Annotated in this window: 11 protein-coding genes; all 11 read left to right on the top strand. The window is 75.3% G+C overall.

The genetic code is table 11. The annotated features are described in order from the left end of the window. Positions 1-18 precede the first annotated feature (18 nt). The 11 genes from ACIQOW_RS15025 (at position 19) to ACIQOW_RS14975 (ending at position 11,956) form a co-directional block, all read left to right on the top strand. Positions 19-1,458: a class I adenylate-forming enzyme family protein gene (locus ACIQOW_RS15025; RefSeq protein ID WP_401084199.1), complete on the top strand. Its 1,440-nt coding sequence runs from the start codon at positions 19-21 to the stop codon at positions 1,456-1,458. Positions 1,459-1,558: 100 nt separating this feature from the next. Beyond that, positions 1,559-1,834, top strand: a complete 276-nt coding sequence (locus ACIQOW_RS15020; RefSeq protein ID WP_401084197.1) for a phosphopantetheine-binding protein — start codon at positions 1,559-1,561, stop codon at positions 1,832-1,834. Continuing rightward, positions 1,831-2,097, top strand: a complete 267-nt coding sequence (locus tag ACIQOW_RS15015) for an acyl carrier protein (RefSeq protein WP_401084195.1) — start codon at positions 1,831-1,833, stop codon at positions 2,095-2,097. Before ACIQOW_RS15020 ends, ACIQOW_RS15015 begins: the two co-directional genes overlap by 4 nt. Continuing rightward, positions 2,094-3,251 (top strand): beta-ketoacyl synthase N-terminal-like domain-containing protein, encoded by a 1,158-nt coding sequence (locus ACIQOW_RS15010; protein ID WP_401084193.1) that lies wholly within the window; start codon positions 2,094-2,096, stop codon positions 3,249-3,251. Before ACIQOW_RS15015 ends, ACIQOW_RS15010 begins: the two co-directional genes overlap by 4 nt. A gap of 11 nt (positions 3,252-3,262) precedes the next feature. After that, the gene (locus ACIQOW_RS15005) at positions 3,263-3,790 is read left to right on the top strand and encodes a hypothetical protein (RefSeq protein ID WP_401084191.1); all 528 of its coding nucleotides are present in this window, start codon (positions 3,263-3,265) and stop codon (positions 3,788-3,790) included. A 256-nt stretch (positions 3,791-4,046) separates the two neighbouring features. Beyond that, positions 4,047-5,663 carry a class I adenylate-forming enzyme family protein gene (locus ACIQOW_RS15000; RefSeq protein ID WP_401084189.1) on the top strand — a complete coding sequence of 539 codons (1,617 nt, stop codon included), beginning with the start codon at positions 4,047-4,049 and terminating at the stop codon, positions 5,661-5,663. A gap of 124 nt (positions 5,664-5,787) precedes the next feature. Beyond that, entirely contained in the window at positions 5,788-7,044 is a 1,257-nt protein-coding gene (locus ACIQOW_RS14995) for a beta-ketoacyl-[acyl-carrier-protein] synthase family protein (RefSeq protein WP_401084187.1), read from the top strand. A gap of 83 nt (positions 7,045-7,127) precedes the next feature. After that, positions 7,128-9,059, top strand: a complete 1,932-nt coding sequence (gene hppD / locus ACIQOW_RS14990) for a 4-hydroxyphenylpyruvate dioxygenase (RefSeq protein ID WP_401084185.1) — start codon at positions 7,128-7,130, stop codon at positions 9,057-9,059. Next, positions 9,056-10,117: a thiamine pyrophosphate-dependent dehydrogenase E1 component subunit alpha gene (locus ACIQOW_RS14985; RefSeq protein WP_401084183.1), complete on the top strand. Its 1,062-nt coding sequence runs from the start codon at positions 9,056-9,058 to the stop codon at positions 10,115-10,117. Before hppD ends, ACIQOW_RS14985 begins: the two co-directional genes overlap by 4 nt. Further along, positions 10,114-11,082 carry an alpha-ketoacid dehydrogenase subunit beta gene (locus ACIQOW_RS14980; RefSeq protein WP_401084181.1) on the top strand — a complete coding sequence of 323 codons (969 nt, stop codon included), beginning with the start codon at positions 10,114-10,116 and terminating at the stop codon, positions 11,080-11,082. The genes ACIQOW_RS14985 and ACIQOW_RS14980 overlap by 4 nt, the downstream gene beginning before the upstream one ends. A gap of 88 nt (positions 11,083-11,170) precedes the next feature. Beyond that, positions 11,171-11,956 (top strand): DUF3050 domain-containing protein, encoded by a 786-nt coding sequence (locus tag ACIQOW_RS14975; protein ID WP_401084179.1) that lies wholly within the window; start codon positions 11,171-11,173, stop codon positions 11,954-11,956.

The following is an 11,956-nucleotide window of genomic DNA, read 5'->3' as shown; positions in this document are numbered from 1 at the left end:
CCTTACTTGTGTGGAGCCGTGTTGACCGGCTTTTCCCCCTCCGTACTTCCGCCTGCCTTCCAGCCGCACTCCGACGCCCCGGACTCCTGGGTCGACCGGCTGCTGCTGGCCGGCCCCGGCGGCGACGAGTGCCTGCGCCTCGGCGCGCCGTTCGACCGGGACGCCCTGCGCGCCCTGGTCGAGGAGCAGTCCGACCGGCTCGCCGCCGCCGGGCTCGGGCGCGGCGGGACGGCGGCCCTGCGGCTGCCGCCCTCCGTGGCGTTCGTCGCGGTGCTGCTGGCCTGCTGGCGGCTCGGTGCCCAAGTCGCACTCCTCGACCATCGGTTGACCGACCATGAGATCGACGCGGCGGTCGCGCGGCTGGCCCCTCAGGTGCTGGTAGGCTCCGCCCATCGGTCCGCGGCGGCCCTGCGCGGCTTCTCCGAAGTCGAGCCGGTGGCCGTTCCGCTGGCGGACGGGCGCCCGGCCCGCACCGGACACGCGTTGATCCAGCTGAGTTCCGGATCCACCGGTCCGGCCAAGGTCATCGCCCGCACGGCGGCCGACCTGCTGCGCGAACTGGACTGCTACCGGAGGCTGGTGGAGTTCCCCGGCGAGGGCGAGCGGGTCATCCTGCTCTCCTCGGTGGTGCACGTGCTCGGCCTGGTCGGCGGGCTGCTCAACAGCCTGCACGCCAGGGTCGCGCTCACCGTGCCGGAGCGAATGACGGCGGCGGGCATCCTCGCCGAGGTCGCCGGGAGCGACCGGCCGACCACCGTGATCGGGGTGCCGTTCCACGCCGAACTGCTGGCGGGAGCGGTCGCTCCGCCTCCGCTGCCCTGGCTGCGACGGATGGTCGTGGCGGGCGAACTCGTCCGGCCCGGCCTGCCCGCGCTGTTCACCGAACGCTACGGCGTCCCGCTCGGCACCATGTACGGGATGACCGAGACCGGGGTGATCGCCACCGACCTCTCCGGCACGCTCCACCCCGCCAAGCAGCCCGTGCACGGCATGCGGATGCGCCTGGTGAAGGGCGAGTTGCAGCTCGGCTCGGCCTCCTCCCCGTACCCCGGGCTGGACGATCCGACCCGCTGGTCGGACGGCTGGCTGCACACCAGGGACGCCGCCGGGCTGGCCGCCGACGGCCTGGTCACCGTGCTCGGCCGGCTGGACTCCCAGGTCTCGATCGGCGGGCTGAAGGTCGACCTCACCGAGGTCGAGCAGACGCTCACCGCGCTGCCCGGGGTCCGCGAGGCCGTGGTGGTCTTCGACCGCGGCGCGATCGAGGCCTACCTGACCACCGAACCGGCCGCCGACCTCACCTCCGTCCAGGACGGGCTGGCCCGCCGGCTCGCCGCCTACAAGCGGCCGCGCCGGCTCGCCCTGCTCCCCGTACTCCCCCGCACCGCCACCGGAAAGCTGCTGCGCGACCCGGCCGCCCTGCGCGCGGGCGCCGCGGCCGCGGCCGCCGTCGGCTGACCGCAGCCCCGCCGCCCCGGCCGTACCCCGGGCGCGGCCCCGATCCGTCCGCACCACCACCCCGACGATCCGCACCACCCCCGACAAGGAGCACACCACCATGCAGGACCGCATCCGCGTCTTCGTCCTGGCGGCACTCGCCGAGATGCAGTACGACGTCTCCGAGGTCACCGGGGACACCGACCTCGGCCCGGCCGGGCTGGACCTCGAATCCCTCGCGCTGGCCGACCTGTCCGTGCAGGTCGAGGACGAGTTCGGGATCAAGTTCGACCTGGACGAGATGGAGACCACCGCGCTGATGACGCTGGACGAGTTCACCGCCGACGTCACCCGCCGGGTCGACGCCCTCGCCGCCACCTCCGGCAGCGCCGCGTGACCGGCACCCCGCTCCGCGACGCCCTGCCGGACCGGGCCGAGGTCCTGACCATGCTGGCGGCGTTCGGGCAGCGCGCCGTCGACGCCGTGCCCGAGGACCTCGGATCGCTCGAACTCACGTGGCTGATAGCCGAGTTCGAGCAGCGGTACGGGCTCCAGCTGGACCTGGACGACGACCGCTTCGGCGCGGTCAGGACCGTCGACGACGCCACCGAGCTGCTGCGCGAGGCCGTCCTCGCCGACCGCGCGGGCGCCCGGCCGTGAACCCCGCCAGCACGGGCTCGGGACCGCCGGGCCCGGCGGCCGGGCGGCCGGTGGTCACCGGCGTCGGCGTGCTCAGCGCCGCCGGGCGCGGCCTCGACGCGCTCACCGAGGCCGCCGCGTACGGCAAGACCGCTTTCGGCCCGGTCACCCGCTTCGACGTGAGCGCCCGCCGCACCACCAGCGCCGCGCTGTTCCCCGACACCCTGCCACTGGCCCGCACCTTCCCGCTGGCCGGGGCCGTGCTCGACGCGATCGGCCAGGCCTGCCGACAGGCCGGGCTGACCGCCGCCGAGGGTGCCGGGCTGCCCGTGCTGCTCGCGCTGCACAGCGACGAACGCACCCGCGCCACCGCCGACGCGGTGGCCGCGGGACTCCGTACCGACTGGGGCGCGCCCGGTGTCACCCGGGTCTACACCGGCGCCTGTGTGGCCGCCGCGACCGCCGTCGCCGACGCCGGGGCCCTGGTGGCCGGCGGACGGCACGAGCGGGTCCTGGTCGCGGCCGGACACCTGGTCGAACCGGGCGTGTTCGCGGTCTTCGACGCCGGACGGGCGCTGGCCAGGGACGGCGAGGCACGCCCGTTCAGCGCCGGCCGCACCGGCACTCTGCTCGCCGACGCGGCCGCCGCCGTCCTGGTCGAGGCCGCCCCGGCCGCCGAACGGCGCGGTGCGTCCACGCTCGCCCGGCTGGCCGGCTGGGGCCGGGCCGGGGACGCCCACCACGTCTGCCGCCCGGAGCCGGAGGGCACCGGGGCGGTCCGGGCGATCGAGGCCGCGCTCACCCGCGCGGGCGTCGCCCCGGCCGAGATCGGCTACGTCAACGCCAACGGCACCGGCTCCACGCTCGCCGACCGGGCCGAGGCCAACGCCCTGCGCAGCGTGTTCGGCCCGCACACCGACCGCCTGCCGGTCAGCTCCAGCAAGTCCGTGCACGGGCACGCCCTGGAAGCCTCGGCACTGCTCGAACTCGCCGTCACCATCGGCGCGTTGGAAACCGGACTGCTCCCGGTCAACGCCGGCTGGCTCGGCCCCGACCCGGACCTCGCCCTGGACCTCGTCCTGGACGGCCCGCGCGCCGCCCGCCCCTCGTACGCACTCAGCCTCAACTCCGCCTTCGGCGGCGCCAACACCGCGCTGCTGCTGGCCCCGGGATGACCATCACCGCCATGACCACCCCTGACGACCACACCCACGGACTGCGGATCCTCGCCGAGGCCCGCCGCCCCGCGCCCGGCCTGGACGGGCCACCGCCACCGCTGCCCGGCTTCGCCGCCTCCGGCTTCAACCCGCTGGTCGCCGACACCGCCGAGCGCTGTCTGCGCGCCCACCACGGCCCACCGCCCGCCCCCGGACGGACCGCTCTGCTGCTGGCCAGCGCGAGCGGCGACCTGGAGACCGCGCGGGCCATCGAACGGAGCGCCGAACCCGGACAGCGGACCGGACCGCTGCTGTTCTTCCAGTCCAACCCCAACGCCGTCCTCGGACACGTCTCCGCGCGCTGGGGCCTGACCGGCCCCGTCGCGGCGATCTCCCTGGCCGAGGCCGACCCCGGCCGCGTCCCGGCCGAGGTGTTCGAGTTCGCCGCGCTGCTGCTGGCGGACGGCGACGCCGACCACGTGCTGGCCATCGCCGTCGAACAGACACCGGACGGGGACCAGGCCGCCGCCGTCCTGCTCGCCGGCCCGCCGGCCTGAACCCGGACGGCCGAACCGGGCCGAACCGGGCCGGACCCGAGCCGGACCGAATCCGGGGGAAGTGAACCCGCCACCGGCCCCCGGCCGTACCAATCATCGAGGCCCGACGCCTGACGCAGCCGCACCCGGCACACCAGCGCCCCGCCCGAACCCGCCCGCCGCCCCGTGGCCACCCCGCCGCCCGCGCGGCCGACCGACCTGCCACCTGATCAGCCGCCCGGGCCACCCACCGGCCCCGAGGGAGGGATCCACCCCCGTGACCATCCGCAGCCTCCGCACCCAGCTCGCGGACGACCCCGACGTGGGCGCCGGCAACGTCCTGACCGCCCGGATCGCCCTCGGGCAGGACCTGGACGTGCCGCTGCTCCGCTTCGACACCGCGGTGGACGACCACCCCGCCTGGCAGCCGTTCACCCTGCGCGAGCTGGACCGCGCCGTCCGGGCCCGCGCCGCCGCGCTGCACGGCCTGGGCATCACCCGGCGCGACCCGGTGGTGGTGTACGCGAGCGACGCCGCCGACCACGTGCTCTCCTTCCTCGCCCTGGCCCGGCTCGGCGCCATCCCCGCGCTGCTCAACCCCAACCTGGACGGCGAGCGCGCCGCCCGCTACATCGCCCGCCTCGGCGCGGCCGGCGTCCTCGCCGACCCGGCCCACCTGGACGCGCTGGCCGGTCACGACCCCGGCGCCCCGCTGCTGCCCGAGATCGCCACCCTCGGCGCCGGTGACCCGGACGCGGCACCCGAGCCGTACCGGCACTGGTCCGGCGACCCGGTGGCGATCACCCACTCCTCCGGCACCACCGGAATGCCCAAGGCGGTCGTCCACTCCCACGCGAGCCTGTACGCGGCGATCCGCCACCGGCTGCGACTGCCCCGCCCACAGGGCCAGGAGCGGATGCTCAGCGCGCTGCCCGCCCCGCACGCCGCCACCCTGATCGCGCTCAACCTCGCGCTCAGCTCGCACACCGAACTCGCCCTGCTCTCCCGGCAGTCCGGCGACGGCGTGCTGGACGCGATCGAGCAGTGGCAGCCCACCGGGGTGATCGGCTTCGCCGCCACCTGGGCCGACCTCGCCCGCCACGACCTCACCGCCAGGGACCTGGCCTCCGTCGCGCTCTGGTGGAACACCGGCGACTGCGCCCACGAGGTGCACATCCGCCGGCTGATCGCCACCGGCAGCCGGGAGACCGTCACCCGGGCCGGCCGCGCCCGCGTCCCCGGCTCCCAGTTCGTGGACGGCCTCGGCTCCACCGAGATGGGCCACTCGCACTTCTTCATCACCCACGGCCCCGGCACCGAGCGCTACGGGCGCTGCGTGGGCCGCCCGCACGCCTTCGTCGACTGCGAGGTGGTCGGCCCCGACGGCGAGCCGCTCGGCCCCGGCGAGGTCGGCGAACTCGCCACCACCTCACCCACCCTGGCGCTCGGCTACTGGAACGACTCGGCCACCACCTTCCGCACCCGGCTGCGCGGCCGCTTCCTCACCGGGGACCTGATGTACCGGGACGAGGAGGGCTACTACTACCACGTGGACCGGGCCGTCGACTCGGTCGAACTCGGCGACGGCAAGCGGCTGTTCACCGCCATGTCGGAGGAGCGCGTGCTGGCCGCCTGCCCCGACGTGCTGGACTGCACGGTGGTCGCGGTGCGCGACGGCGAGCACGTGGTCACCGACGTGCTGCTGCTCCTCGCCGCGGACGCCGACCAGGCCGCGGACCGCACCGCGGCGGTCGTCGCCGCCCTGGACGAGGCCGCCGCCGCGACCGTCCGCAAGGTGCTGGTGGTCTCCCCCGGCGACATCCCGCTCGGCCCGACCGGCAAGGTCCGCAAGGTCCTGCTGCGGCAGGTCCACCTGGCGGCGGTGGGCGCGTGAGCGGGCGAACCGCCGGGAGGCGCGCGTCGCACCGGGCGACCGCCCAGAGGTCCGCGTCGCACCGGGCGACCGCCCAGAGGTCCGCGTCGCACCGAGCGACCGCCGAGCGAAGCGAGGTACCCGCATGAACGCCCGCCCCGGAGCCGTCGTCACCGGCATCGGCCTGGTCTCCCCGCTCGGCCGCGAGCCCGCCGAGGTGTTCGAGGCGCTCACCGCCGGCCGCTCCGGCCTGAGCGCCCTCCCCGAGGGCCACGCCGCCCACGGCTGGCTGCCCGCCGCCGGGCTCGCCCCCGCCGTGGACGGCAGGGAGGTGCTGCCGCCCACCGAGACCCGCTGCGTGGACCGCTTCGTGCTGCTCGCCCTGGCCGCCGCCGACGACGCGCTCGCCGACGCCGGCCTGGCCGTAGGCCGGGACGCCGACCCGCACCGCACCGCCGTGGTGCTGGCCACCGGCGGCGGCGGACTGGAGACCTTCGAGCAGCAGTCCCACCGCCGCCTGGAGCGCGGACGGCCCGGCGTCAGCCCGTACCTGCTGCCCGGCATGCTCTCCAACATGGCCGCCGCCAGGATCGCCATCAAGCACGGCATCCGGGGCTACAGCTCCGCCGTGGTGACGGCCTGCGCGGCCGGCGCCCAGGCGATCGCCGAGGGGCTGCGGCTGATCCGGGCCGGCGACGCCGACGTGGTGGTGTGCGGCGGCACCGAGTCCTCGCTGCACCCGACCATCGCCGCCGCCTTCACCAACGCCCGTGCGCTGGCGCATGGTTGGGAGGATCCCGCGCAGGCCAGCCGGCCGTTCGACAGCCACCGGAACGGCTTCGTGCTGGGCGAGGGCAGCGCCGTCCTGGTCCTGGAGCGGGCCGAGCACGCCGAGGCGCGCGGCGCCGCCGGGTACGCGGACGTCATCGGCTGGGGCGCCTCCACCGACGCCCACCACCCGACCATGCCCCGCCCCGACGGCACCGGCGCCGCCGACGCGATGCGCGCCGCCCTCGCCAACGCGGGCCTCGCCCCGGGCGACATCGACTACGTGAACGCCCACGGCACCGGCACCAAGCTCGGCGACGTCGCCGAGACCGCCGCCCTGAACGCCGTGTTCGGCGCCCGGCCGCCCGCGGTCAGCTCCACCAAGGGCGCCACCGGCCACCTCCTGGGCGCCGCGGGCGCGCTGGAGGCGGCGGTGACCGCCCTGGCGGTGGCCAGGGGAACGCTGCCGCCGACCCTCAACCTCACCGACCCCGACCCGGCCTGCGACCTGGACCACGTCCGGGGCGCCGCCCGGTCCACCCCGGTGCGCGCCGCGCTGAGCAACGCCTTCGCCTTCGGCGGCCACAACCTCAGCCTGATCCTCGGCCCGGCCTCCACCCGGTCGACCCGCTAGCCCTCGCCCGCTGCCGCCGCCCGCCGCCGCGCGGCGGCAGCGCGCCGATCCTCGATCCACCATCCCTCCGGGGGGAGATCCCGTTGTCCATCCAGACCATCACCCACGTCGAGTTCCACTGCGCGGACGCCGACAAGGCCGCGGCCGGCCTCGGCGCCGACCACGGCTTCACCGCCGACGCGCCCGCCACCACGCCGGACGGCGCCCGCACCATCGCGCTGCGCCAGGGCACCATCCGGCTGCACCTGACCTCCGCCGCCGACCCGGAGCACCCGGTGGCCGAGTACGTCTCCCGGCACGGCGACGGCGTCGCGGTCCTCGCGCTCGGCTGCGCCGACCCGGCGGCAGCGCTGGAACACGCCGAGCGGCACGGCGCCCGGGTGCTCGACCGGGCCGGCCGCCTGATCGCCGGCTTCGGCGACACCGCGCTGCGCCTGGTGCCGCTCGGGACGGACGGCCCCACCCCGGAGCCCCGTCTGCTGGACGACCTCGACCACGTCGCGATCTGCCTGCCGGCCGGATCGCTCGCGGACTCCGTACGGTTCTGCGAGGCCGCGCTGGGCTTCCGCACGATCTTCGAGGAGTACATCGAGGTCGGCGAGCAGGCGATGGACTCCAAGGTGGTGCAGAGCCCCTCCGGCGGCGTCACCTTCACCCTGATCGAGCCCGACCCCACCCGGCGGCCCGGCCAGATCGACGACTTCCTCGCCGCCCACGGCGGGGCCGGCGTCCAGCACCTCGCCTTCAGCACCCGCGACATCGCCGGCGCCGTCCGGACCGCCCGGGAGCGCGGCGTGGAGTTCCTCACCACGCCGGGCGCCTACTTCGACGCCCTGGCCGAGCGCGTCGGCGAGACCGCCATCCCGGTGGAGACCCTGCGCGACCTGAACGTCCTGGTCGACCAGGACCACGGGGGCCAGTTGTTCCAGATCTTCGCCCGCTCGACACACCCCCGGCGCACCTACTTCCTCGAACTGATCGAGCGCCAGGGAGCGGGTACGTTCGGCACCGCGAACATCAAGGCCCTCTACGAGGCCGTCGAGCGCCAGAACCCCGACGCCGAGCGGCCCGCCCCCGCACATCCGAAGGAGGCCCGTCCGATGACCCCAGCCCCCGGCTTCCGGCTCACCGAGGCCGAACTCGCCCTGCTGCCCACCCCCGAGGAGGTGGCGCACTACCGCGAACACGGCTGGTACCTGTCCCGCAGACTCTTCAGCGACGAGGAACTGGACGCCCTCCAGGCCGCCACCGAGGAGTACTACGCCGGCCACCGGGACCGCGAACTGCCCGGCCGGCCGCCCCGGCTGGCCTCCTGGCGGCCCGAGGACGGCCCGGTCCAGCGGCACAACGACTACGTGCACTACGAGAGCGACGCCGTCGGCGCGATCCTGCGCAAGCCGCTGGTCGGCGCGGTGGCCGCCCTGCTCGCCGGGGCCGAGGAGATCCGGGTCTTCCAGTCGACGCTCATCTACAAGCCGCCGGTGCCCGAGGAGCCCAGCAACCGGGTGCCGTGGCACTTCGACAAGCACTACTGGCAGACCTGCACCTCCGAGGAGATGCTCACCGCCTTCATCCCGTTCCACGACTGCCGCGAGGAGAACGGCACCATCACCATGGTCGACGGCAGCCACCGCTGGCAGGAGCTGCCCTCCGGCGAGGACTCCACCCGGCACTTCGCCGACCGTGACGGCTCCGAACTCGAGGACATCCTGTCCGCCAACGCCGCCCACAACGGGCAGCAGGTGCGCAAGGTGCCGATGCTGATCCCGCGCGGCCACATCTCCTTCCACCACTGCCGCACCTACCACGGCAGCGGGCCCAACCTGGCCTCGTACCCGCGCCGGGCGGTCTCGCTGCACCTCCAGGACGGCGCCAACGAGTACCGCCGGCACGACCGGGCGGACGGCGAGGCCGTGGTGTACAACCACGACGTGCTGGTGCGTCTCACGGAGGACGGCCGGCCGGACTACGCCGACCCGGAGTTCTGCCCGGCGGTCTGGCGGGGCCGGCCGTGACCGCGCCCGCACACCCGGCCGACGGCCGTCCGGCGCCGGGCGGTCCGGCCCCGCTGGACACCCCGGCCGAGCGCTACCGGATGCTGCGGCTGATCCGCGGCTTCGAGGAGCTGGCGCTCGGCCTGGTGAAGGCCGGCGCGATCCCCGGCGGCATCCACCCGTACATCGGGCAGGAGGCCGTCGCGGTCGGCGTCTGCTCCGCGCTCGGTCCGGCCGACCGGCTCGCCAGCACCCACCGCGGCCACGGCCACGTGCTCGCCCGGGGCACCGCGCCGCACCGGCTGCTGGCCGAACTCCTGGGGCGGGTCGGCGGGTCGAACGGCGGCCGGGGCGGCTCGATGCACGCCGCCGACTTCTCGCTGGGCATCCTCGGGGCCAACGGCATGGTCGGCGCGGGTGCGCCGATCGCGGTCGGCGCCGCCTGGGCGGCGCGGGCCGAAGCCGGCTCGACCGGCTCGGGCCCGGCGGACCCGGCCGGCCGGATGCCGGTCGCGGTGGCCTTCTTCGGCGACGGCGCGCTCAACCAGGGCGTCCTGCTGGAGTCGCTCAACCTCGCCGCGATGTGGCGCCTGCCGGTGCTGTTCGTCTGCGAGGACAACGGCTACGCCACCACCCTGCCCGCCGCCACCGCCGTCGCGGGCAGTGCCACCGGACGGGCGGCCGCCTTCGGCATCCCCGCCGAGGAGGTGGACGGCATGGACACCGAGGCCGTCCGCGCCGCCGCGCTGCGCGCCGTCGGGCGGGCCAGGAGCGGCGGCGGCCCCGGCTTCCTGGCCTGCCGCACCTACCGCTACGAGGGCCACCACACCATGGAGCGCCGGATGAAGCTGCGCTACCGCGCCCCCGAGGAGGTCGAGGCCTGGCGCGAGCGCGACCCGCTCCCCAGGGCCGCCGCCCTGCTCGACCCCGCGACGGTCGCAGGGCTGGACCGGTCGGTGGCCGAACAGCTCGCCGCCGCCGAGGAGTTCGCCCTCGCTTCCGAGCACCCTGACCCGGCGGGCGCGCTGGACCACCTGTACGCCGACGGGCTGCGGCCCCGGGCGGGAGTGACACCGTGACCAGGCTCTCGTACACCAAGGCGCTGAACCGGGCCCTGGCCGACGAACTCGCCGCCGATCCGGCGGTCTGCGTCTTCGGCGAGGACATCGGCGCCGGTCTGGCCGGGCCCACGCTCGGTCTGCTGGACCGCTTCGGGCCCGGACGGATCGTCGACACCCCGCTGTCCGAGCAGGCCTTCACCTCGATGGCGGTCGGCGCCGCGCTGGCCGGCCGGCGTCCGGTGCTGGAGTTCCAGATCCCGTCCCTGCTGTTCCTGGTCTTCGAGCAACTCGTCAACCAGGCCCACAAGTTCTCGTTGATGACCGGCGGCCAGGCCACCGTCCCACTGACCTGCCTGGTGCCCGGTTCCGGCTCCCGGGACGGCTGGGCCGGACAGCACTCCGACCACCCGTACAGCCTGTTCGCGCACGCCGGGGTGAAGACCGTGGTGCCCGCCACCCCGACCGACGCCTACGGCCTGCTGCGCTCGGCGATCCGGGACCCGGACCCGGTCGTGGTGTTCGCGCCCGCCGCCGCGATGCCGGTGCGCGAGACCGTCACCTGGGAACTCGCGCCCGTGCCGCTCGGCCGGGCCCGGATCCACCGCCCGGGCACCGATGTCACCGTGGTCGCCCTCGGGCACCTGGTGCACGACGCCCTCGCGGTCGCCGAGGAGCTGGCGCCGGACCTCTCGGTGGAGGTCCTCGACCCGCGCACGGTGTACCCCTTCGACTGGCAGGCGCTCGCCGACTCGCTGGAGCGCACGGGGCGGCTGGTCGTCCTGGACGACTCCAACCGCAGCTGCGGCTTCGGCGCCGAGGTGCTGGCCACCGCCGCCGAGGAGATGCGCCTGGTCGCCCCGCCCCGCCGGATCACCCGCCCGGACGGCGCCGTGCTCCCCTTCGCCCCGGCGCTCGACCGCGCCGTCCAGCCCGGCCGCGAGCAACTGCGGCACGCGCTGGACCTGGTGATGAAGCACCGCTGACCACAGCCAGCCCGACCGAAGACCGACGAAGACCGACGAAGACCTACCGAAGACCTACCGAGGCCATCGGCCCGACCAAGGAGTCGCGTTGTCCGCAAACCGCTATCACTGGGACCGCTCACACCCCGGCCTGACCAGCCTCCAGCAGGCCATCGACCCGCTGCGCCGCGAGGTGGTCGAGCACTCGGTGTACCGCGCGCTCACCGGCATCGAGCGCGTCCGCACCTTCCTGGGCAGCCACGTCTTCGCCGTCTGGGACTTCATGTCGCTGCTCAAGAGCCTCCAGCGCGACCTCACCTGCGTGGACGTGCCGTGGGTCCCCAACGGCCCGACCGCCAGCCGGCGGCTGATCAACGAGATCGTGCTGGTCGAGGAGAGCGACGAGCTCGGCGAGGGCTACACCAGCCACTTCGAGCTGTACGTGGAGGGCATGCGGCAGGCCGGGGCCGACCCGCGGCCGATCGAGGAGTTCCTGGCCCTGCTGGGTTCGGGCACCGCCGTCCCGGACGCCCTGAAGAACGCCGGAGTGCCGCAGCCGGCCCTGGACTTCAGCTCCACCACCTGGTCGATCGTGGAGAACGCGCCGGTGCACTGCCGGGCCGCCGCCTTCGCCTTCGGCCGCGAGGACCTGATCCCGGACATGTTCGCCCAGGTCATCCGGATCGACGACCCGGAGGGCGCGCTCACCGTCTTCAAGGACTACCTGGCCCGTCACATCGAGGTCGACGGTGAGCAGCACACCCCGATGGCGATGCAGATGCTGATCGACCTGTGCGGCGACGACCAGGACAAGTGGGACGCCTGCGCCGAGACGGTCCGCACCGCGCTGCGCGCCCGGATCCAGCTGTGGACCGCGATCGAGCGGTCCTTCTGA

The sequence above is a fragment of the Kitasatospora sp. NPDC091335 genome (assembly GCF_044757205.1).
Taxonomy (GTDB): domain Bacteria; phylum Actinomycetota; class Actinomycetes; order Streptomycetales; family Streptomycetaceae; genus Kitasatospora.
This window is presented reverse-complemented; position numbering and strand designations above follow the sequence as displayed.